Genomic DNA, 20733 nt, shown 5'->3' with positions numbered 1-20733 from the left:
GATCCCGATGACCCGGCCTTCCGCCACTCCGACCGTCGAACGGGTGGACAAGTGGCACCGCTACGAAATCCTCGTCGACGGAGAGCGCGTCGGTCTGACCGCCTACCGCGACCGTGGTGGGCAGCGCGTCTTCTTCCACACGGAAGTCGACGACGCCTTCGCCGGCCAGGGCCTGGCCGCGCGACTGGTCCAGGAGGCACTCACCGATGTACGCGCGTCAGGCAAGCGCGTCGTGCCGGTCTGCCCCTACGTGGCCAAATATCTCACCAGGCATGGCGAGTTCGGCGACATCACCGACCCGGTGACCCCGGAGGTCCTCCAGTGGCTGGACACGGAGCTGGGCTGAGCGCCGAGTTGACCGGAGCCTCGGTGCAATGCCGTCAGGTCCTGCGGCAACGCGACGGGTTACGCCCTTCCCGCCTCACAGATCCTCGAAGAGGGCGTGGAGCTGGTTGCGGCTGCTGACGCCCAGCTTCGGATACACGTTGTAGAGGTGGGAACTGACCGTGCGGGGGGACAGCATCAGCTGGTCGGCGATCTCCCGGTTGCGCAGCCCCCGCGCCGCCAGCCGGACGATCTCGCGCTGCTGGGCGGTCAGCTCTGCCAGCGGGTCGGCCTGGGCGGGTGAGGTGGCCACGCCACTGGCCCGCAGCTCCACGCGCGCCTCCTCGGCCCGGCCCGCCACGCCGAGCCGGGTGAACGACTCCAGCGCCGTGACCAGGAGCGGGCGGGCATCCAGGGGGCGCCGCCTCCTGCGCAGCCACTGGGCGTAGTGCAGCCGTGCCTGCGCCCGGGCCAGCGGCCACTGATCGCCCGCCGGGTCGACCGTGGCGAGCCGGAAGTGGTGCTCGGCGTCCTTCGGGTCGCCGGTCAGCGCAGCGGCATGGTGCAGCAGCAGCGTCATCCGGGTCGTCGGCCGCGGCCCCATCGCGGCGCGCACCGCCTCGACGATGTGCGCCGCCTCCTCCTGCCGGCCCGTGCGCTGGGCGGCCGCGGCGAAGTCGGCGATCGATCGCGGGGAGAGGAAGTAGTGCAGAGGCGTGCCGTCCTCGGCGAACAGGGACCTGAAGTGCCGGAAGGCGCCGTCGAAGTCGCCGGCCGCCGCGGCACCGGTACCAGCGGCCTGGAGCAGGCGTGCGTGGGTGGCGCGGTTCTCCTCCAGACGAACTGCCGTCCAGGCCGCGTCCGCCGGCATGACGGCGGGCTCGCCGCGCAGGGCCCGCAAGGTCACCTGCAACGCCTCGAGGTCCGTCTGCAGATGTCTCCACTTGTGCACCGCCGCGAGCGCCGCGGCCTTCTCCAGATGCTCGTCGGCCTCCGCCCACCGGCCGGTGTCGATCAGCGCCGCGCCCATCGAGTTGAGCGAGGGCGCGACGATACCCATGGACCCGTGCGCACTGACCAGCTTGTACGCCTGGCGGTGGGCGTCCACGCACAGGTCGGACTCGTCGGCGAACCACGCGACCGTGGCGAGCCCGACCGCCCAGGTGATCTCCGCGAGACGGGTCGACGGCTCCGACGCACCCCACTGCCGGGGCATGCCCCGCAGCAACTCGGTGGCGGCGGTGGGGTCGGCACCGGCCAGCGTCGCGGCCCGTATCGCGGCGGCGGTTGCGGAGGTCGTCAGCTCGGCGTAGGGGGTTTCCCGGTTCTCCGCCTCGGCCCCGGCCAGCAGAGTGGCGATCGCACCCCTGGCCTCGGGCAGGCCCGACTGATATGCGACTCCGTTGAGTACTCCCGCCAGAGCGAGCACCGTGATCCCGTCCGTGGGCGGATGCGGCTCCATCGCGCTCATCAACACCCTGAACCCTTGGCGCTGGTCGCCGAAGAGCGACAGCGCCATGCCCGCGCCACACGCCGCCATGCCCAGCAGGTTCCGGTTGTCGGTCAGCGCGGTGACCTTCTCGTACAGCTCACCGACCCACGAGGGATCGCCGGTGTTCTGGGCGGCTCGCAGCGCCATCGCATACCGGCGCGCCCGGTCAGCGGGCGCGGGGCTGCACTCGGCGGACCGCTGCAGCGCCTGGGCCACCGTGAACAAGGCGCCACGCAGCTCAACGAGTGCGGCGGTGTCCTCCAGGGCCGCCGCCACCGACTCGTCCTGGCCCACGCATGCGGCGGCCAGGTGCCAGGCACGGCGGGCCGGGTCATCCGTGAGGGCGGCCGCCAGGTCCCTGTGCGCCTGCTGCCGCAGGCCGGCGGGCGCTGAGTGATAGGAACCCGCGCGGGCCAGCGGATGCCGGAAGACGACCCGTCCTTCCGCGACGGTCACGAGCCCGGCTTCCTCGGCGGGTGTCCAGGCCCCGAGATCCTGCCCCGCTCCCGCTGCGGTCATGATCGTGGGGAGGTCCTCGTCCGACGCCGCGGCGTACAGAAGGAGTCGCTGGGCCGCCGTCGGCAGGCCGCGCAGGCGGGAGGCGTACAGCTCTTGGATGCGTTGCGTCTGCGGCACTCCGCCGCCGGGCAGTACGCCTGCCCCGCCCGTTCCGGCCGCACGGCACAGTTCGATGACGGCAAGGGGGTTTCCATCGGCCTGCCGCAGCAGCTCGATCCGCGTCCGGCCGGTCGGGACGTGCGGCTGTGCGTCCAGTAGTTCGGCCGCGGCCTGTGCGGTCAGCGGCCCCAGCAGCAGGGTGCGCAGGTCCGCCGGAAGCCCGTCCGGGGGTGTCTGCCCGCGTGCCGCCAGCAGGACCGGCATGTCCTGTGCCGTGACACGGCGCATCACGAAGCTGAGAACGTCGAGGGAGTCCCGGTCGAGGTGCTGGACGTCGTCGACGGTCAGCAGCACGCGCTGCCGCCGGCAGACCTCGGTCAGCAGCGTCAAGACCGCCATGTGGAGGGACATGGGGTCGGCAGGCCTGTCGGCGGGAGCCATGCCGAACGCCGTCTCGAGTGCCGTCCGCAGATGGTCGGGCAGCGCGGCGACGTCGGGCAGAACCGGGAGGAGCAACTGGTGCAGGGCCGCGAAGGAGCGTCGTGACTCGGCCTCGATGCCCTGACACGCCAGCACGAGCGTTCCGTTGTCTCGTGCGTGGTCGACGGCGACCGCCAGCAGCCTCGACTTACCGGCGCCGGCCTCACCGAGCAGGAGCAGCGTCCGCGGTGCGGTCCTCCCCTTCCCGAGGGTGTCGAGGATCTGAGCGATCTCCACTTGTCGGCCCACCAACGGTAGGCCGGGTACGGGGCGATGGGTGGTGCCGTGCTCAGTTCCCATGCTGGTCCTCGTCGGTTCGGCCGGCCCCCGGCCGGCAGGTGTCACGCCACTCTCTGGGGGAGATCCCGTACTCGGCCCGGAAAGCCCGACTGAAGTGGGCGGCGCTGGTGAAACCCCACCGGCGTGCCACTGCGGCAATGGTCAGACCCGTCGCCTCGCGGTGCCCCAGGTCCCGCAGGGACGCCTCCAGTCGGCGGCTGCGGATCCACCGGCCGACCGTCGTACCCTCGCCCTCGAAGAGCTTGTGCAGGTAACGCACGGAGATGTGATGGGCGCGGGCGATGGTCTGCGGGGTCAGATCCGGATCGGCGAGATGCCGGCCGATGTACGCCCGGATCCGCAGCAGCATCACCGTGTCCCCGCTCCGGGCTCCCTCGGAGATCCTGCCGAGCCGTTCGTCGGCCAGGACGGTCAGGATGTCCACGACGAGGCGGGCGATCACCTCGCGGGTGTGCGCTCGGTACGTTCCCGTCGTGTCCGCGAGCCGGGTCAGACAGGCGGACAGCAGCCCGCCCAGCGCGGTGTCGGGGTCGAGGGGAGACGCCGTGAGCTGCCGCAGGTCCGACTCGCTCAGGCCCAGGACCTGTCGGGGCCGAGCGGCACGAACTGCTCGTCGGGATCCGCGCCGCCCCGGAACGCCCGGAGACCTTGCCGCACCGCGGCCGCGTACCCCTCCGCCAGGAGCCGGGTCTTGCCACTGCCTGGGGCGCCCTCGACGCACACGACCCCGCCGTGGCCACGGGCAAGGGCGTGAGTCGCGTGTCGATGAATGCGAGTTCCTCGTCCCGGCCGCGGACCGGCGCCTGTGCGGCACCCGTTCTGCCGGAGGGGAGCCGTGTCGTACTCCGGTCCACGAGCCATCCCGGAAAGCCATGGCCGCGCGGAATGCAGCTGTGGCAGGCGTGCGGCGCGCTGAATCTGCGCGAAGCATGCCATACCAGTGTGAACAGCTGGAATGTCCTACGACGCCTCCCGATCGGGTGACTCTTACGTCCTCAGTCGAACCGCAGGTCGGAGAGCTGCCGCTCGAGCGCGGTGATGTCGTCCTCGGGCGTCTCCTCGGCCGGGCGGGCGGCCACCAGGGCAGCCAGTTCGCCGCCCGCCCGCCGGATGCGCGCGGGCAGGCCCTCGGTGTACTCGTCGCCGCCGGATCCCCAGTCCTCGGACGCCGCGTACACCGCGGTGGGGACGACGACGGCGCGCAGGTAGGCGAAGAGCGGGCGCAGGGCGTGTTCCAGGACCAGTGAGTGGCGGGCCGTGCCTCCGGTAGCCGCGACGAGCACCGGCCTGCCGGTGAGGGCGGCCGGGTCGATCAGGTCGAAGAACGACTTGAAGAGCCCGCTGTACGAGGCGGTGAACACGGGCGTCACGGCGATCAGGCCATCGGCGCCCGTCACCGCGTCGATCGCGGCGGCCAGCGGCGGCGGAGGGAAGCCGGTCACGAGGTTGTTGGCGACGGCGACGGCCAGCTCCCGCAGTTCGATGACCTCCGTCTCCGCGTCGTGGCCCTGACCGGCGAGCTCGTCACGCGCCGACTCGGCAAGACGGTCGGCGAGCAGACGGGTGGAGGACGGGGTGCTCAGCCCGGCGGACACGGCGACGAGCTTCATGCGGCGGACACCTCCTGAACGCGCCGCAGCGACTCGTGGGTGGGAGCGTCCGGCACATCGGCCGGGCGACCGATCGCGAACTCCTTTCGCAACACAGGCACCACTTCCTCACCGAGGATGTCGAGCTGCTCCAGGACGGTCTTCAGGGGCAGCCCCGCGTGGTCCATCAGGAACAGCTGCCGCTGGTAGTCGCCGACGGTCTCGCGGAAGGACAGCGTCCGCTCGATGACCTGCTGGGGAGAGCCCACCGTCAGCGGGGTCTGCTCGGTGAAGTCCTCCAGCGAGGGGCCGTGCCCGTAGACGGGCGCGTTGTCGAAGTAGGGGCGGAACTCCCGTACGGCGTCCTGGGAGTTCTTCCGCATGAAGACCTGACCGCCGAGGCCGACGATGGCGTCCTCGGGCCGGCCGTGCCCGTGGTGGGCGTACCGCCGCCGGTACAGCTGGACCATCCGCCTGGTGTGCTCGGCCGGCCAGAAGATGTTGTTGTGGAAGAAGCCGTCACCGTAGAAGGCGGCCTGCTCGGCGATCTCCGGGGAGCGGATGGAGCCGTGCCAGACGAACGGCGGCACGCCGTCCAGCGGCCGGGGCGTGGAGGTGAACCCCTGCAAGGGCGTACGGAACGTGCCCTCCCAGTCGACGACGTCCTCGCGCCACAGCCGGCGCAGCAGCGCGTAGTTCTCCTTGGCGAGGTTGATGCCCTGCCGGATGTCCTGCCCGAACCACGGGTAGACCGGGCCGGTGTTGCCGCGGCCCATCATCAGGTCGACGCGCCCGTCGGCCAGGTGCTGGAGCATCGCGTAGTCCTCGGCGATCTTCACCGGGTCATTGGTGGTGATCAGCGTCGTGGCGGTCGAAAGGATCAACTTCTCGGTCCGCGCGGCGATGTAGCCGAGCATCGTGGTCGGCGACGACGGCACGAACGGCGGGTTGTGGTGCTCGCCGGTCGCGAAGACGTCCAGGCCGACCTCCTCCGCCTTCACCGCGATGGCGACCATCGCCTTGATGCGCTCACGCTCCGACGGGGTACGGCCGTTGGTCGGGTCGGGGGTCACGTCCCCCACCGAGAAAATTCCGAATTGCATGGGGGCCTCTTCGTTCCGGCAACTGTTCGGGTGCCCGCAATGTAGGCACCGGTCGAACGGCCGTCATGCCTGTGCGCGCAGCGGAGCTTGCCCGTCAGCGCCCTCTCCGGCCGGGCGTGGTCCGCCGCTGCCTGTGCGACCGCAAGTATGCAGCGTCGGGCAAGTGCAGGGGCGCTCGTGGGCAATCGTCGTACCCGGTCAGCCGTCTAGCGTGGCTGGGTCACAGGGTGGTGATCACGTCCCGCCCCCTGGTCGGCACGGCCGCGGCGACGGACCCGCACGCGACAGGCGGCCCCGGCGAAAGCCCACCGGGGTGCCCCGTGCCTGATGCCTCGCCCAGCGCGGGCCGTGAACACGCGCGGGCCCCGCCAAGAACCGTTGCCTCCCCGGGAGTGCCCATGGCTTCGTCAACCGTCGTCGAACTGTCCCGGTGGCAGTTCGCGATCACCGCGATCTTCCATATGACCTTCCCCGCGCTCACCGTCGGCCTCTCCGTGCTCCTCGCCGTCGTGTACACGGTCCACGTGCGCACGGGGAACCCGCTGTACCTGCAGATCTTCCGGTTCTGGAAGAAGATCTTCGCCGTCGGCTTCGGCCTGGGCGTCGTCGCGGGCACGGTGATGACGTTCGAGTTCGGCCTCAACTGGGGCGTGTACGCCCACGCGGTCGGGCCGGTCATCGGAGTCACCATCGGCATGGAAGTGATCACCGCCTTCTTCCTGGAGGCGGGGTTCATCGGCCTGATGCTCTACGGGGACGGGCGGATCCGCCCGCGCACCATGGCCCTGGCCAGCTGGATGGTCGCCTTCGGAACCCTGCTGTCCACCACCTGGATCCTGTCGGCCAACAGCTGGATGCAGGACCCCGTGGGCTACGAGAGGGTCGACGGCCAGTTCCACGCCAGGGACTGGATCAACATCCTGCTCAACCCCGCCTTCGCCCACCGCTTCCCGCACATGCTGCTGGCCGTGCTGATCAGCGCCTCCTGGTTCGTCGGCGGGATCTCCGCCTGGTACCTGGTGAAGAACCGGGTCCACGCCCAGCCCATGGCCCGCCGCTGCCTGTCCGTCGCGCTCGGCGTGCTGGGGGTGTTGATGCCGGTGCAGTTGTACGTGGGGGACGGCACGGCGGTCTTCATGGGGCAGCACCAGCTCCCCAAGCTGGAGGCGTTCGAGGGCAACTGGAAGAGCGACAACAACGGCTACAACCTGCTCGTCGTCCCCGACACGGGCAAGGGCGAGAACAGACTGCACGTCGAGATTCCCCACCTCGGCTCGGTCATCGCCCAGGACCTCAGCGGCAGGACGACGACGCCCGGCCTCCTGCAGACCCCGCCCGACGAGCGCCCCAACATGTGGACCACCTTCTACGGCTTCCGCGCGATGTACTTCACCGCGCTGCTCATGTTCGGCACGGCCTTCGCGGGCGTGGTCCTGCGCATGCGGCGGCGCCTGTTCGACTCCCCGCGCTTCCTGCGGTGGATGGTGTGGATGACCCCGGCCGGAATCATCGCCATCACCGGCGGCTGGATCGTCGCGGAGACGGGTCGGCAGCCGTGGGTGGTCTACGGCCAACTGCGCACCGCCGACGCGGTCTCCCACCTTTCCGTGTTCGAAGTCGCCGCCAGTCTCGCCGGTTTCGTCCTGCTCTACGTCACCCTGCTGGCCATCTGGGCCCGCTACATCGTCCGCACGGTCAAGGCCGGCCCCGAGGCACTGCCCACCGGGCCCGCCTCGCCCGACGCATCGGAGGCCCTCGTTGCTTGAGTACGCCAGTTACGCCCTGGTTCTCTTCTCGCTCGGCATGTACGTCGTCCTCGACGGCTACGACCTCGGGGTGGGCATGCTCAGCCTGGTGGCCCGGCCGGAGCGCCGCCGGGAGTACGGCGAGATCGTCGCCACCGCCTGGGACGCCAACGAGAGCTGGATCATCCTGGCCGGTGTCGTCCTCTGGGCCGGCCTGCCGGGCGCCTACGCCGTGATTCTGCCCAGTGTCTACCTGCCGTTGATCGGCATGCTCATCGCCGTCATCCTGCGCGGGCTCGGCCTGGAGATGCAGAGTGCGGCCGACGGCTACCGGCGAGGCTGGGCCCTGCTGTTCGGCGGGGCCTCGCTGGCCGCGACCGTGTGCCAGGGTCTCGTCCTCGGCACCGTGCTCACCGGCCCGAAGCAGTACGACGGCGTCTTCCGGGGCGGGGCCTTCGACTGGCTCGGCCTCTACGGCGTGCTGTGCGCGCTCGGCCTGGTCGCCGTCTACCTGCTGGCCGGGGCCGCCTGGCTGCAGGACAGGACCGAGGGCTGGTCGCGGTCGGTCGTCCGCCGCACCGGACGGTCGCTGCTGGTGGTCACCGCGGTCATGGCGGTCGTACTCGGCCTGCTGCTGCCGAGCGCCGACCCGCAGCAGTCGCAACTGAACCAGCCCGTGCGCGCCGTGCTGTTCTGGCTCACGGTCGTCGCCGCCGTCGTGGCGGGTGCGGTCGCCTGGCACGGATTCGGCCGTCGTCCCGACTGGCGGCCGTTCGCCGCCGTGGCCACGATGACGGTCTGTGGGCTGCTGGGTCTGACCGTGGTCTCCGTACCGGTCGTCGTACCGCCCGGACTGACCGTCCATCAGGCTGCGAGCCCGCACTCCTCCCAGCTCTTCCTGGTCCTGGGCGTCGGACTGTGCATGCCGTTCGTACTGGCCTACAACGTCTACGCCTGGCGCAGCTTCCGCGGCAAGTACATCGATCCGGTGGAGCGTCCGATCCCGCCGCTGCCCGCCCGTACCCATCCCCTGGCGGTCTCCCCAGCGCCCTCCGGCGCCCTGCGGACGATCGTGCGACGGACCCTGCTGGTGGTCCTCGGCATCCTGGCGACCGCCCTGTCGCAGGACGTGTTCGGCGGTGTGGCCGACTGGATCGGCCCGGTCGGCGTCACCGTCCTGGGCTGCACGGCGCTGACCGCCTGGATCGTGGGCGACCGCCGCGACCGGCGCGCCGGGTACTTCCACGCGGACATCGCGGATGTCACGGGCAGCGCGGGCAGCGGGGCGGAGACCACCTCGTGAGCACCACCGCCGTGCTCCTGGACGACCTGGCCGCTCACAGGGCCGAAGACCCGGTGCCCGCCCGGTTGAAGGAATGGGCGGCCGTCGGCCGGCGGGAGCTGCGCCGCGCGGGCCTGCTGCGCGGCACGGCCCAGCTGGGCACGGTCATCTGGGCGGGCGGACTCTCCTGGGGCGCCCAGCGCGGCCTGTCCGCACTCCAAGGCGCCCCCCACCCCGCGGCGGCCGTGCTGCTTCCCGCCCTCCTCATAGCGGCCGGCGTCGCTCTGCGCGCCGTACTGCTGGCCGCGGGCGACGCGGCGGCCGCGCGTGGCGCCCGCACCGTACGCGAGACCCTGCGCGGCCGGCTCATCGAGACGGCGCTGCCCGCCCGCGGCCCGGCGCGCACCGCCCTGGACGACGCGGCACTGGTCCAGGCCGCCGACGGCGAGGTCGGCCAGCTGACCGACTGGCTCACCGACTACCTGCCCGCGCGGACCACCATGCTGCTCGGCAGCGGCGTCACCCTCGCAGCGATCGCCTCCCGCAGCTGGTTCGTGGCCCTGCTCGTGCTGGCCGCCACCCCACTGCTGCCGGCCAACCTCAAGGTCATCGGCCTGGGCACGCAGACCGCCGTACGCGCCCAACTCGCGGCGATCCGCACCCACCAGGCCCGGCTGCTGGACCATCTGCGCGGCCTGCCCACCCTGGTCGGGCTCGGGGCGCACGACCAGGCGGCCGGTTCGCTGGCCTACCCGGCCGGGAGGTCGCCGGTCGCACCGAGAAAGTACTGCGGATCGCCTTCCTGTCGACCGCGTGGGTCGAACTGCTCATCACGGGCACCCTCGCAGTGGTGGCGACCTACTGCGGACTGGCACTGCTCGACTACCTGGACCTGCCCGTCGTACCGGACCACATGAGCCTGTCGGCCGCGCTGTTCGTCCTCGTCCTGGTGCCCGCCTACTTCGCGCCGGCCCGGGAACTGGCCGCCGGCTACCACGCCCGTGCCAGGGCGACCGCGGCCGCCGGCCTGCTGTCCCAGGTCCTGGACGCGCCTCCCGAGACCGTGGTGCCGCCTGCCCGACATACCCGACGGACCGCCTCGCCCCCCGGGGTGTGTCTGGAAGCCGTCACGGTCCGTCACCCCGGACAGGAGACACCCGCGCTGGACCGTGTCAGCGTGAACCTCGCACCGGGGCGGTGCCTCGCCGTCACCGGCCCCAGCGGAGCCGACAAGTCCACGCTGCTCGCCGTCGCGGCGGGGCTGTACGCCCCGCACGGTGGACGCGCGCTCCACCTGCTGAACCGCGTGCCGGTTCCCGCCGACCCCAGCCGGGTCGCCTGGGTGGGCCAGCCCGCGCACCTGCTGCCCGGCACCCTGCGCGAGAACCTCCTCCTCGCCCGGCCCACCGCGAGCGACCACGACCTGCTGGACGCCGTCGCCTCCCTCGGCTTCGACGATCTCCTCGCCGCGCTGCCGCAGGGGCTGGACACACCGCTCGGCGAACGCGGCACCGGCCTGTCCTCCGGCCAGTCCCAACAACTGGCCCTCGTCCGGGCGTTGCTGCGGGACGCACCCGTGCTGTGCCTGGACGAACCCACCGCCCACCTCGACCCGGAGGCGGAGCAGCGCGTCCTGTCCGCGCTGCGCACGCTGGCCCGCGCACGTACGGTCCTGCTCGCCACCCACAGTCCCGCGCTGCTGCCGCTGGCTGACCACGTCATCACGCTGGACCATGGGAGAGCCCGATGAACCGGATCAGCGCCTGGCGGCTGCTGCGCACAGCGGCTCCGCGTCGCGCCCTCCTGACCGGCATGCTGTTCGCCGCGGCGGCAGAACTCAGCGGCGCCGCACTGCTCGGTGTGTCCGGCTGGTTCCTGACGACCTGCGCCCTGGTCACCCTCCAGGCCAACACCACCTGGTCCTGGATGTACCCCTCGGGCGCCGTCCGGGCACTGGCCCTGACCCGCACCGGTCTGCGCTACCTCGAACGCCTGGACAACCACCGGACACTGCTGGCCGCCCAGGTGGCCCTGCGAGCTCGGCTGGCCCGCGGCGCTGCCCGCCTCACCCCGCGTGAGTTGCGCGGACAACGCGACGGGACGCTGCTCACTCGGCTCACCGCCGATGTGGAGACCGTCGCGGGCCTGCCCGCGAACGCCGTCGCACCGCTGGTGGCGGCGGTCACGACCGCGTGTCTGGTCGAGGCACTGCTGCTGTGGGCCATGCCTGTCCTGGGTATGGCCCAACTCGCTGTCTGGGCCGGCGGCCTCGCCTGCGCCCGGCACGCCCACCGAAGTGCACGTGCCCAGCTGGCCGACGCCGCGGAGGCCAGGGCCGCATTCGGTACCGCGATGCTCGGCGGTCGAGCCGCCTTCAACGAGCTGCGATGCCTGGACGCCCTGCCGCAGGCCCAGCGGACGGCGACGAACGCGATGGCCGCCGTCGAGTCCGCCGAGTGGGCCGCTGCCCGAGCCGAGCGGCACGGCCGTCTGGCGCTGCGTCTTCTTGCCGCATCGGGGCAAGCGGCGGTACTGGTCATCGCCCTGTGCGCCGCCCCGGCCCAGCCGATCGCCGTCGCGGTGGGCGAGGTGCTGCTCGTCGCCGCCGGGTGGGAGCTCCTGGAGAGGCTCCCCCGGCTGACGCAGCACCTGGCTCAGGCCAGGGACGCAGCCGGGCGCCTCGCCGCTCTCTCCGCCGAGGCGCGCCCGGCGGGCCGACGGCGGGAGCCCGTCCGTTCCGTCGGGACGGACGGCCTCCCGCTCACCGGTTCGCTCACCGCACTCACGATGACCGTGCGAGGCCCCGGACTGGTTCTGGTCACCGGTTCCAACGGCAGCGGGAAGTCGACGCTCCTCGGCCAACTGGCCGGGCGCGTCCCCGCACCTGCCGGCACGGTCCTCCTCGACGGCACGCCCGTGCACGAACTGCCTGCTTCGGCCGTCGCCGAGACGGTCACCCTCGTCGAGGCCGACGACTGGCTGGCCGACGACACGGTCGCGGCCAATCTGCGTCAGGCGGCGCCGTCGGCCGCCGCCACAGTGCTACGGGCCGCACTGGAAGTGGTCGGCCTGTCGGCCTTGTCGCTCGACACACCGGTGGGCCCCGGCGGACGCCTGCTGTCGCAGGGTCAGCGTCGGCGGCTTGCCACGGCACGCGCCGTACTGAGGCGCCCACCGATCCTCCTGCTCGACGAGCCGGTGGCCGGCCTGGACCGTCCCACCGCCGAGGCACTCCTGGCCGCCCTGCCCGAGGCACTGCCCGAGACCGCACTGGTGATCGCCCTGCAGGAGCAGGACCTTCCCCTGCTCAAGCGGACACCCACCGTCGTCGTGCGGCTCGGTCAGGCCACCGAACGACCGCTCCGGCCCGAGAGAGTGGCCTAGCAGGACCCACCGCGAGGACAGACAGCCACAGACTTCCAGGACGGCAACGACGCCGTGATCACCACATCCACGCGTGATCGCCCACTGCATGTGGGCGATCAGGCCACTGTCGTGGTCAACGACCGATAGCGTCAGCAACCGTGACCACATCTTCCTGGTATGTCTTCGTAGAAGAGGACACTGAAGAGCGTAAGAGCGTGGAGAACGGCAGCTTCTCCGTGCATCGCTGGCGTCTGGTGGAAAGTCAGCACGTCGAGGGAGGCAAGCAGCAGGCCGAAGTTGCGGCACGAGAGCTGGCTCTCGGTCGCGACCCGGACCCAAGTTTCACCAACGGCCGAGGGGCACCCGGGTCCCGGCCCGGCCGCAGCGTTTTCCGGATGCAGGACGGGTCATGGCTGGTGAAAGTCAAGTACCGCCTCGCAGAAACGCACTACCGAGTGAGCATAGGTGAGCTCATCCACACAGAAGAGGAGACAGAGGGTGAATGGCCCTCCAAATCCAAAAGAGGGCTCAAAGAACTCTTCGGGCGTTAAGTCATGCTGCCGAACGGCTGGCTGAGCCACCCAGGATCGCTGACAGTTCTTCCTGTCTCGGCCCCTGCGGCTCGCAAGCGTAGCGGGAAGGGCATCCGCTGGGGTGGCAGACCGGCCCCCGCAGCGTGATCAGGAACCCTTCAAGCCTTCCTGCCTAGAGGCGGCGTGCCCCGACAACCGCTGAACTGGCTGGTGTCGTGAGTACTTCAGTGGCGTCCAGGGCTGGATGAGTGAGGTAGAACAGGCGGAGCTCATCCACTTCGCCACCGAAACGAGGCGGCCAATGGGGCAATGGGGTGAAGTCGTCCAGGATGAGAAGGCCACCGGGGGCGAGCAACCCGACTACCCGCTGGGGGTCGTCGCGCTTGCCTCCGCCGTCGCAGAAGAAGACATCGAAGGGCGCGTGCCGCTCAAGCAGCCGCCAGTCCCCGATGAGGACGCTGACGCGGTCATCGTCCTCGAAGACACCGGCCGCTCGACGGGCCAGTTCCTCGTCCTGCTCCACGGTAACCAGGCGGGCGCCGGCGCCAAGCCCACTGTGCAGCCAGGCGGTACCCACGCCCGAGCCGGTGCCGCTCTCCGCGATGACTCCGTGGGGTTTCGCAGCGGCCGCCAGCCTGAGCAATCTGCCCACCTCAGGGCTACAACTCTTCTTGAAACCCACCTCGGAGGCGACACGCTCCGCGGCCACCACGCGAGGCGGAATCGCACGCCCTGCCATGATCACGAATCCCTTCGCCGTGAACATGAGGCTATCCGCCAGCAGAGGAGGGCGCGACCGCGGTGGAAGCGGTGTATTACGCGCGGGCCCGCGGCAGCGGAAGGGCGGCGCCCCCGTCGGCGCGGGATCCCAGACGCCGACGTACTCGGTGGCAGGGGTGGCAGGAGTCGAACCTGCGGCATCCGGTTTTGGAGACCGGCGCTCTGGCCTCTGAGCTACACCCCTTCGGTGGGTGACAGCCTGGCACGCCGACCATGCGGATCTCCAAGGGTTTTCCGACTTCTCAGAGCACCCGCAGCACGCCGACGACCTTGCCGAGGATCTGCGCCCGGTCGCCGGGGATCGGCTCGTAGGCGGGGTTGCGAGGCATCAGCCATACCTGCCCGTCCTGCCGGCGCAGCACCTTGACGGTCGCCTCGTCCTCCAGGAGCGCGGCGACGATGTCACCGTGGTCGGCGCTGTCCTGGCGTTTGATGGTCACGATGTCGCCGTCGCAGATCGCCGCGCCGATCATGCTGTCGCCGGAGACTGTCAGGGCGAACAGCTCACCCTCGCCGACGACCTGGCGGGGCATGCAGTAGACGTCTTCGACCATCTGCTCGGCGAGCAGGGGCGCGCCGGCGGCGATCCGTCCGACGAGCGGCACGTCGACCGGGGTCTCGCTCCGGTTGCCCAGGTCGGGTGCCCACGAGGGCCTCACCCGGTAGGCGCGGGGCCGGTGCGGGTCGCGGTAGAGGACACCCTTGCGTTCCAGTGCCGTCAGTTGGTGGGCGACCGAGGACGTGCTGGCGAGGTCGACGGCTTGGCCGATCTCCCGCATCGACGGCGGGTAGCCCTGCCGGTCGACCCTTTCCGTGATGTAGGAGACGATGGCCGCCTGGCGGGGCGTCAGCTCGCCCTCAGCGGTCCGAGGCCCCGGGGGACGGCCCCGGCGGGCGGGCGCGGTGTTCTCCATTCCCGGCACCTCCGTGCAAGATCGCTCGGAATGAGCCTAACCTGCGATCCGGCGAAAATGGAACATCATTTCGATCCCGGTCCCCGCATGGCCTTCGGTGAGTAGTGGCGGCATATGGGCATGCCAAGTGGCCGCAGCACCCCACTTCGCCCCACTCCAGCAAACATTTCCAGCTCTCCCAACCGTGACCCGCGTATCCATGGCTGAATCACGAAGGGGTGGACCGGCTGAATTCCCCGCTCTGACGTCGGTGGCGTAGGTGCAGGTGGCCGGGAGGCTGCCAGGTGGTGGGCGCGAGCAAGCTCAGCTGGGTCGCGCCCTCGGTGCCGGGCGGGGCACCGAACCACAGCAGGCGCTGGCGTCCGTCCTCGCTGAACACGCTGTGGCAGTCCAGCTCGATGACGCCCAGGGCGGGGTGGACGATGCGTTTGTGGTCGGTTCGCCGGAGGGCGACATCGTGGGTGTCCCAGAGGGCGGCGAACTCCGCGCTGCGTCCGCGCAGCACGGCCACCATCCGGGTCACCTCGGTGTCGCTGCCGCGCCGGGCGGCGACCGCCTGGAGGTCGGCGACGAAGACCCGGGAGTGGTGGGAGTGGTCCTCGGGCGGATAGAGGGTCCGGGCCCCGGGGTCGGTGAACCAGCGGTAGACAAAGCTCGCCTCCAGCCCGCGCTGCGCCGGGGGCCGGCCGACGAGTGCGATGGCCAGCGGGTTCTGGACGAGGGTTTCGTGCAAGTCGGTGATGACCTGGGCAGGAGTGGTGGTGAGCTGGTCCAGCAGGCCGAGCAGGCCGGGTTGCACCTGCGCGGTCGGGCCGTGTGCCACTGGGGGAAGGGGCCGGTCGGCGAGGCGGAACACATGGTCGCGTTCGTCGCCGTTCAGGCGCAGCGCCCGGGCCAGCGAGGCCAGTACCTGGGCCGAGGGCTGGGCGCCGCGTCCGCGTTCCAGCTCGGTGTAGTAGTCCGCGGACAGCCCTGCCAGGTGGGCGACCTCCTCACGCCGCAGACCGGGCACCCGGCGCCGCGGGCCGGTGGGCAGGCCCACGTCGGACGGGCGGATCCGGTCGCGCCGGGACCTGAGGAACACAGCGAGTGCCAAATGCTTCACATCTCCCATGGTCGCGCGCACGGGGGCAGGCAAGCCAGGGGTTGGCAACCCCTGGGTGGCCACAGCCCTGGCTGGGGCGGGCAAGTCGGACCAGGCTGAAGCCACGAGCGGGCACCTTCACCGGCGTCCCGGCCACGATCCGTTCGCCGTGGCATCCCCTTTCCGGCACCTCTAGCAGGAGTGTTGATGTCTGCCCAGGAGACCGCGGACCGCTACCCCGCGTCAGATCCCCGCGCCGACCGACCTGGCGTCGCCATCGTCACGGGCGGCTCGCGCGGGATCGGCCGCGAGACGGTGCGCCGGCTGGCGGCCGACCGATTCGCCGTCCTGATCGGTTACGCGGGCAACCGCGAACTGGCCGAGGCCGCCGTCAAGGACGTCACCGCCGGCGGCGGCACGGCGATCGCCGTCCGGGCGGACGTCGCCGACGAGCAGCAGGTCTCCGCGTTGTTCGCCACCGCGGAGGCCGAGTTCGGGGGCGTCGACGTCGTCGTCCACGCGGCCGGCCGGGCCTTGCTCGCGCCCATCGCCGAACTGGATCTGGCGGAGCTGGACGCGCTCCACCGCACCAACGTCCGCGGGACCTTCGTCGTCGCCCAGCAGGCCGCGCGGAGGATCCGCAGCGGTGGCGCGATCGTCACCTTCTCCACGTCCGTGGTGGGCCTGGCCTTTCCCGGCTACGGTGCCTACAGCGCGAGCAAGGGCGCCGTCGAAGCGCTCACGCTGATCCTCGCGCGCGAGCTGCGCGGCCGGGACGTCACCGTCAACGCCGTGGCCCCCGGCCCCACCGCCACCGATCTGTTCCTCGAGGGCAAGGACGAACAGACCATTGCCCGGCTGGCCGCCCAGCCCCCGCTGGAGCGCCTTGGGACCCCCGCCGACATCGCCGACGTCGTCGCCTTCCTCGTCTCCCCGGCCGGCCACTGGGTCAACGGCCAGGTCGTCCGCGCCAACGGCGGCATCATCTGACGGCCCCAGCGCGGTGCACGGCGCCGCCACCCGGCGGCCACCCACCCCACAGACCCCAGCCCCGACAGCGGCGGAGTCCTCTCCGCGATCACCGTCGGCACCCGCGCCGAGATCTTCCCCCGCGTCGGGCTGGACGGCCTGCCCACCGCAGGCAGCTTCCCGTAACCACCTGTCGAAAGAGAACCACCATGCCGTTCGCGAACTTCAAGGTCCCTGCCGGAAGCCTCGACGAGAAGCAGAAGGAGACGATCGTCGCCCGTACCACCGAGCTGTACGTCGAGATCTACGGCGAACGCGCCCGGGCCAACACCATGGTCCTGGTCGAGGAGGTCCTCGACGGCGGATGGGGCATCGGCGGCAATGTCCTGACCCTGGCCATGCTCCAGCAGCCCACCGAGGACTGAGCCCCGGACGAGCCAAGGCCGGGGTCGAACGGTCTGCGTCCTTCGGTCACCCTCATGGTGGGTCCGACCATGCGCCGCCTCACCGTTGAGGGCATGGTGCGTGACCGACAAAATCGGGTGCTGTGTAAGGGACGGTCCGCAAGGATGAGGATCATGGGTGGCGAGACGCGGGTGCGAAGCCGGGAGGACGCGGGTGAGGCGCGGCGCCCACTTGCCTTGGTCACGGGGGCGGGACGTTCGGCGGGGATCGCGGCGTCCGTGGTGCTGAATCTGGCCCGGGCCGACTGGGACGTGGCCTTCACGTACTGGACTCCTTATGACGCGCGAATGCGGTGGGGCGTGGAGCCTGGGGCGCCCGAGGAGCTGCAGCAGAGGTTGGCGTCCCTTGGGGCGAGAACACTTGCGGTGGAGGCGGACCTGAGCGACCCGGCGGTACCGACTCAGCTCTTCGACCGTGTCGAGCGCGAACTGGGGAACGTCACCGCGCTGGTGCTCTGCCATTGCGAATCAGGCGACTCGGGCCTCTTGGACACCACGGTGGAGAGCTTCGACCTTCACTTTGCGGTCAATGCACGGGCGACCTGGCTGCTGATCCGGGAGTACGGGCTGCGATTCCGCGGGCGGCACGGAAGCGGTCGGATCGTCAGCCTGACCAGCGACCACACCGCCGGCAACCTGCCCTATGGGGCGAGCAAGGGTGCAATGGACCGGATCACGCTGGCCGCCGCCCGCGAGCTCGCCCACCTGGGTGTGACCTGTAACGCCATCAATCCCGGACCGACCGACACCGGGTGGATGACCGATGAGCAGAAGGCGGACATGATCCGCTTCACGCCCCTCGGACGGCTCGGCGTGCCGCAGGATTGCGCGAATCTGGTCACGTTCCTCTGCTCGGCGGAGGGCGGATGGATCAACGGCCAGCTTCTCAAGAGCGATGGCGGTCTCGGGTAGCCGCGCGCTGGAAGCATGCTTCACGGGCACTTCCGGCCGGCGGCGTCGGCGGCTTGGGCGCCCCAGTCTCCGGCGGCGGCCGCTGCCACTCGACGACGACGGTGTTGGGCACGAGGTGGAGCGCCAGCCAGGAGTCGCCGTAGCCGATGACCGCGGGCGCCGCGCCGGTCGGCACCAGGCGTACGCGTACGGCGGTGGAGGCCGGATCGCGGCCCGCCGCCTGGGCAGCATGGGCAGACAGCGCTTCTACAGTGTGCGCAGCGAGCAACACCCGGTCACAAGGAACGCCTGGACGAGGCGATGATGCGGTCGGCGGCGCTGCGGGTCTCCTACCGCCAGGGCAGTGCCGTCATCCGGCGTGCGCTGGAGCTCACCGGTCACGCTCACCTGGGCCTGCGGGTGGGCGCCGCGCGCAACACCTGACCTCTGGGGACTCCTGGGGTTGGCGCAGATGGCCGCCGGCACGCTGCGGGAGGCCATCGAGACGGGCGTGCAGGATGTGGGCTCCAACGGAGCGGGCCGCGTCCACCGCCGCCGCGACCCGATCGAAGGCGGCACGGCTGATGAGCGGCCCCACGTGGGTGCGCGCCTCGGCGGGGTCGCCGACGGCGAGGTTCTGAAGAGGCGCCCACGAGCCGTTGGAGCGCGTCGGACGCAGGTGTGTGCCTTCAAGAACGGAAATTTCTGCCGCGTTCTCCTTCGCCGATCGGCACAATGTGCGGGACCGGCGCGAACGCTGCCTACGCGGCTTCGGCGGAAGACGAGACGGCCACAGCGACATGAAAGGCGTAACGTACCAATGCGCAGCCATCGGGGATTGACGGATCGTCGCGGCCTCGGCCATGGGGAGCGATTCTCGTTCTCCATGGCGCTGATGGTGGTGAGCCTGCTGTGGATGGCACGAGACATGGCTCTGTGGGCGACCGTGCTGTGCGAGGCCGGCGCCGTGGGAGGAGCGCTGGGGATGCTCTACTTCGGATGGCACTACATGCGCTCACGCTTCCCTTCGTGACGAGAGACTCCGTGAGCGGCTCGCCGAGTTGGCCGGCGGGGCGTGCGAGTCGTGGAAGCAGCGCGCCGGTCGGCCGACGCCTTCCGGCCTGCCCCTGTGCGGCCTCGTCGCCCTTCCCCCACCCCCCTCGTGTGCTGCCGCCTGCCGTTCCGGCACCTCCTGGTAGGAACCGGTGAGTGCCGCCGTCCTGCAGTGGGCGGCCGGTGACAGGTTCTTACCGGAACCCCTACTGACGCTCAGGCCTCCAGCTTCACCCCACGGAGGCGCAACCACCCGGCTTCGCCGTGGACCGGCCGTCGGCGGCGCCCGCGATCGGCTCGGCGAATGATGCGATCGTCGCCAAGCCATGGGCAAACAGCGGATGACGGATACAGAGGTCTGGCTCAGGTCACGCGTCCGGCACTTACCGGCAGTTCGAAACTTCCATCGACTTTCGGATCGCGCTCCTTCATGGATGTTAGAGGGAGTCCCGGACGTGTCAACACTGTGTGGCCAGTCAGCTGACTGCCGACACCCTCGTCGACCGTCAGGGATGGACCGGCAGTCACCCACCCCGATGACTCCGGGTCGCCCGATCACCGAAACATTTCGGCGTCATCAGCGAATCCTGCGAGAGGCATTGACGGGATGTGTCAGCCTCCTATCATCCTGGATGCTCGACACGTCAGTCAGCGTTCGCACTCTCGAACGAGCAGGACCAACCCGCCCCGCAGTGCTCCCTCGCAGAGAGAACGACACATGGATATGTCATGCTCTCGCCAACACGTAGATCGCCGCCGCGCGCTGACCGCCGCCGGCGGTCTGGTCACCGGTGCCTTCCTGGCGCTGGCGGGGCCCTCCCACAACGCCGCTTCCGCTCCCGCCCGGAGGCCGGCCCTGGCGGCCGCCGGGCAGTACGCGAACCCGGTGATATGGCAGGACTTCGCGGACATCGACGTCATCCGTGTCGGCGACACCTACTACGCCTCGGCCTCGACGATGCACTACTCGCCGGGCGCACCCGTCCTGCGCTCGTACGACCTGGTCAACTGGGAGATCGCCGGTCACTCGGTGCCCGTCCCCAGCCCGGCCGTGCCCACTCCACCCCGCCAGGTCACCCCCATGACCGGCGTGGACACCTTCGACGGCACGACCCTCAAGCCGAGGTGGGAGTGGAACCACAACCCGGACAACACCAAGTGGTCCGCCGGCAACGGCCTGACGCTGCGCACCGCGACCGTCACCAACGACCTGTACTGGGCCCGCAACACCCTCACTCACCGCGTCCAGGGTCCCACCTCCACCGCCACGGTCCAGATCGACCACACGGCGATGCGGGACGGCAACCGGGCCGGGCTCGCGCTGCTTCGTGACTCCTCCGCGTGGATCGGTGTCAGGCGCGAAGGCGGCACGACGCGGGTGGCCATGGTCAGCGGGCTGACCATGGACGGCAGCTGGACCACCACCGGCACCGGCACCGAGCTCGCGAGTGCGGCCCTCTCGTCAGGCCGCATCTGGCTGCGCGCGACCGCGGACATCCGCCCCGGCGCGGCACGCCCCGGAACCTTCTCCTACAGCACTGACGGCACCAACTTCACCCGACTCGGGCCCGCTTTGACCATGGGCAACGACTGGCGTTTCTTCATGGGCTACCGATTCGCCCTCTTCGACCACGCCACGCAGACGCTCGGCGGCGCGGTCCGCGTCCTGCGGTTCGAGCTGTCGACGCCCTGATCCCATCCGATCGATCGCACAGCGCAACCCCCCACCCAACGGTACGAGGAGAA

Annotated in this window: 20 protein-coding genes and 1 tRNA gene; 12 read left to right on the top strand and 9 right to left on the bottom strand. The window is 70.7% G+C overall.

What is annotated here, in order from left to right; translation table 11 throughout:
• The first annotated feature begins 7 nt into the window (after nt 1-7).
• The gene (locus ACPT94_RS19160; protein WP_360333230.1) at nt 8-346 is read left to right on the top strand and encodes a GNAT family N-acetyltransferase; all 339 of its coding nucleotides are present in this window, start codon (nt 8-10) and stop codon (nt 344-346) included.
• Between the two features lie 75 nt (nt 347-421).
• Here the strand turns inward: ACPT94_RS19160 and ACPT94_RS19155 are convergent, their stop codons facing one another.
• The 4 genes from ACPT94_RS19155 to ACPT94_RS19140 form a co-directional block, all read right to left on the bottom strand.
• A complete protein-coding gene (locus ACPT94_RS19155; RefSeq protein ID WP_425246379.1) occupies nt 422-3214 on the bottom strand; it encodes a helix-turn-helix transcriptional regulator in 2793 nt (930 codons plus the stop codon).
• On the bottom strand, nt 3204-3656 hold the full coding sequence (locus ACPT94_RS19150; protein ID WP_360333224.1) for a helix-turn-helix domain-containing protein: 453 nt from the start codon (nt 3654-3656) through the stop codon (nt 3204-3206). The genes ACPT94_RS19155 and ACPT94_RS19150 overlap by 11 nt, the downstream gene beginning before the upstream one ends.
• Before the next feature lie 553 nt (nt 3657-4209).
• The gene (locus tag ACPT94_RS19145) at nt 4210-4824 is read right to left on the bottom strand and encodes an FMN reductase (RefSeq protein WP_425246378.1); all 615 of its coding nucleotides are present in this window, start codon (nt 4822-4824) and stop codon (nt 4210-4212) included.
• On the bottom strand, nt 4821-5906 hold the full coding sequence (locus tag ACPT94_RS19140; RefSeq protein ID WP_425246377.1) for an LLM class flavin-dependent oxidoreductase: 1086 nt from the start codon (nt 5904-5906) through the stop codon (nt 4821-4823). The genes ACPT94_RS19145 and ACPT94_RS19140 overlap by 4 nt, the downstream gene beginning before the upstream one ends.
• Nucleotides 5907-6304: 398 nt before the next feature.
• Here ACPT94_RS19140 and ACPT94_RS19135 point away from each other — a divergent pair, with 398 nt between their 5' ends.
• From ACPT94_RS19135 to ACPT94_RS19110, 6 genes are all read left to right on the top strand, one after another.
• Nucleotides 6305-7672, top strand: a complete 1368-nt coding sequence (locus tag ACPT94_RS19135) for a cytochrome ubiquinol oxidase subunit I (RefSeq protein WP_425246376.1) — start codon at nt 6305-6307, stop codon at nt 7670-7672.
• Nucleotides 7665-8954: a cytochrome d ubiquinol oxidase subunit II gene (locus ACPT94_RS19130; protein ID WP_425246375.1), complete on the top strand. Its 1290-nt coding sequence runs from the start codon at nt 7665-7667 to the stop codon at nt 8952-8954. The genes ACPT94_RS19135 and ACPT94_RS19130 overlap by 8 nt, the downstream gene beginning before the upstream one ends.
• Entirely contained in the window at nt 8951-9850 is a 900-nt protein-coding gene (locus tag ACPT94_RS19125) for a 6TM ABC transporter family protein (RefSeq protein WP_425246374.1), read from the top strand. The genes ACPT94_RS19130 and ACPT94_RS19125 overlap by 4 nt, the downstream gene beginning before the upstream one ends.
• Nucleotides 9784-10683 (top strand): ATP-binding cassette domain-containing protein, encoded by a 900-nt coding sequence (locus ACPT94_RS19120; RefSeq protein WP_425246373.1) that lies wholly within the window; start codon nt 9784-9786, stop codon nt 10681-10683. Before ACPT94_RS19125 ends, ACPT94_RS19120 begins: the two co-directional genes overlap by 67 nt.
• Nucleotides 10680-12317, top strand: a complete 1638-nt coding sequence (locus ACPT94_RS19115) for an ATP-binding cassette domain-containing protein (RefSeq protein ID WP_425246372.1) — start codon at nt 10680-10682, stop codon at nt 12315-12317. The genes ACPT94_RS19120 and ACPT94_RS19115 overlap by 4 nt, the downstream gene beginning before the upstream one ends.
• Before the next feature lie 140 nt (nt 12318-12457).
• A complete protein-coding gene (locus ACPT94_RS19110; protein WP_360333203.1) occupies nt 12458-12850 on the top strand; it encodes a hypothetical protein in 393 nt (130 codons plus the stop codon).
• 154 nt (nt 12851-13004) lie between these two features.
• On the opposite strand, the gene ACPT94_RS19105 is transcribed toward ACPT94_RS19110, so the two are convergent.
• The 4 genes from ACPT94_RS19105 to ACPT94_RS19090 form a co-directional block, all read right to left on the bottom strand.
• Nucleotides 13005-13598, bottom strand: a complete 594-nt coding sequence (locus ACPT94_RS19105) for an O-methyltransferase (protein WP_425246371.1) — start codon at nt 13596-13598, stop codon at nt 13005-13007.
• A 122-nt stretch (nt 13599-13720) separates the two neighbouring features.
• Nucleotides 13721-13796, bottom strand: a tRNA-Trp gene (locus ACPT94_RS19100).
• 58 nt (nt 13797-13854) lie between these two features.
• Complete coding sequence (lexA, locus tag ACPT94_RS19095; RefSeq protein ID WP_360333198.1) at nt 13855-14526, bottom strand: transcriptional repressor LexA; 672 nt, start codon at nt 14524-14526, stop codon at nt 13855-13857.
• 208 nt (nt 14527-14734) lie between these two features.
• Complete coding sequence (locus ACPT94_RS19090) at nt 14735-15631, bottom strand: helix-turn-helix transcriptional regulator (protein ID WP_489686586.1); 897 nt, start codon at nt 15629-15631, stop codon at nt 14735-14737.
• A 186-nt stretch (nt 15632-15817) separates the two neighbouring features.
• Here ACPT94_RS19090 and ACPT94_RS19085 point away from each other — a divergent pair, with 186 nt between their 5' ends.
• The 4 genes from ACPT94_RS19085 (at nt 15818) to ACPT94_RS19070 (ending at nt 18378) form a co-directional block, all read left to right on the top strand.
• Nucleotides 15818-16600, top strand: a complete 783-nt coding sequence (locus ACPT94_RS19085; protein WP_425246370.1) for an SDR family oxidoreductase — start codon at nt 15818-15820, stop codon at nt 16598-16600.
• A 188-nt stretch (nt 16601-16788) separates the two neighbouring features.
• The gene (locus tag ACPT94_RS19080; RefSeq protein ID WP_360333190.1) at nt 16789-17004 is read left to right on the top strand and encodes a tautomerase family protein; all 216 of its coding nucleotides are present in this window, start codon (nt 16789-16791) and stop codon (nt 17002-17004) included.
• Nucleotides 17005-17157: 153 nt separating this feature from the next.
• A complete protein-coding gene (locus tag ACPT94_RS19075; protein WP_425246369.1) occupies nt 17158-17955 on the top strand; it encodes an SDR family oxidoreductase in 798 nt (265 codons plus the stop codon).
• Nucleotides 17956-18255: 300 nt separating this feature from the next.
• Nucleotides 18256-18378, top strand: coding sequence for a hypothetical protein (locus ACPT94_RS19070; protein WP_425246411.1), 123 nt, complete (start codon nt 18256-18258; stop codon nt 18376-18378).
• Here the strand turns inward: ACPT94_RS19070 and ACPT94_RS19065 are convergent.
• Nucleotides 18326-18736: an aldehyde dehydrogenase family protein gene (locus tag ACPT94_RS19065; protein ID WP_425246407.1), complete on the bottom strand. Its 411-nt coding sequence runs from the start codon at nt 18734-18736 to the stop codon at nt 18326-18328. The two genes, ACPT94_RS19070 and ACPT94_RS19065, sit on opposite strands and share 53 nt — an antisense overlap.
• Before the next feature lie 975 nt (nt 18737-19711).
• Here ACPT94_RS19065 and ACPT94_RS19060 point away from each other — a divergent pair.
• Entirely contained in the window at nt 19712-20680 is a 969-nt protein-coding gene (locus ACPT94_RS19060) for a beta-xylosidase family glycoside hydrolase (protein ID WP_425246368.1), read from the top strand.
• Nucleotides 20681-20733: the final 53 nt, after the last annotated feature.

Origin of the sequence: Streptomyces aurantiaciflavus (assembly GCF_049808595.1) — a bacterium.
Classification (GTDB): Bacteria; Actinomycetota; Actinomycetes; order Streptomycetales; family Streptomycetaceae; genus Streptomyces.
The sequence above is the reverse complement of the archived record's forward strand: the minus strand, read 5'-3'. Positions and strand labels throughout refer to the sequence as shown.

Coding starts and splice junctions, on each gene's coding strand:
- ACPT94_RS19085 (WP_425246370.1), top strand. CDS start 15,818: ATGTCTGCCCAGGAGACCGCGGACCGCTACCCCGCGTCAGATCCCCGC.
- ACPT94_RS19065 (WP_425246407.1), bottom strand. CDS start 18,736: ATGTCGCTGTGGCCGTCTCGTCTTCCGCCGAAGCCGCGTAGGCAGCGT.
- ACPT94_RS19135 (WP_425246376.1), top strand. CDS start 6,305: ATGGCTTCGTCAACCGTCGTCGAACTGTCCCGGTGGCAGTTCGCGATC.
- ACPT94_RS19145 (WP_425246378.1), bottom strand. CDS start 4,824: ATGAAGCTCGTCGCCGTGTCCGCCGGGCTGAGCACCCCGTCCTCCACC.
- ACPT94_RS19060 (WP_425246368.1), top strand. CDS start 19,712: ATGTCATGCTCTCGCCAACACGTAGATCGCCGCCGCGCGCTGACCGCC.
- ACPT94_RS19160 (WP_360333230.1), top strand. CDS start 8: ATGACCCGGCCTTCCGCCACTCCGACCGTCGAACGGGTGGACAAGTGG.
- ACPT94_RS19140 (WP_425246377.1), bottom strand. CDS start 5,906: ATGCAATTCGGAATTTTCTCGGTGGGGGACGTGACCCCCGACCCGACC.
- ACPT94_RS19080 (WP_360333190.1), top strand. CDS start 16,789: ATGCCGTTCGCGAACTTCAAGGTCCCTGCCGGAAGCCTCGACGAGAAG.
- ACPT94_RS19070 (WP_425246411.1), top strand. CDS start 18,256: ATGATGCGGTCGGCGGCGCTGCGGGTCTCCTACCGCCAGGGCAGTGCC.
- lexA (WP_360333198.1), bottom strand. CDS start 14,526: ATGGAGAACACCGCGCCCGCCCGCCGGGGCCGTCCCCCGGGGCCTCGG.
- ACPT94_RS19115 (WP_425246372.1), top strand. CDS start 10,680: ATGAACCGGATCAGCGCCTGGCGGCTGCTGCGCACAGCGGCTCCGCGT.
- ACPT94_RS19155 (WP_425246379.1), bottom strand. CDS start 3,214: ATGGGAACTGAGCACGGCACCACCCATCGCCCCGTACCCGGCCTACCG.
- ACPT94_RS19075 (WP_425246369.1), top strand. CDS start 17,158: ATGGGTGGCGAGACGCGGGTGCGAAGCCGGGAGGACGCGGGTGAGGCG.
- ACPT94_RS19105 (WP_425246371.1), bottom strand. CDS start 13,598: ATGTTCACGGCGAAGGGATTCGTGATCATGGCAGGGCGTGCGATTCCG.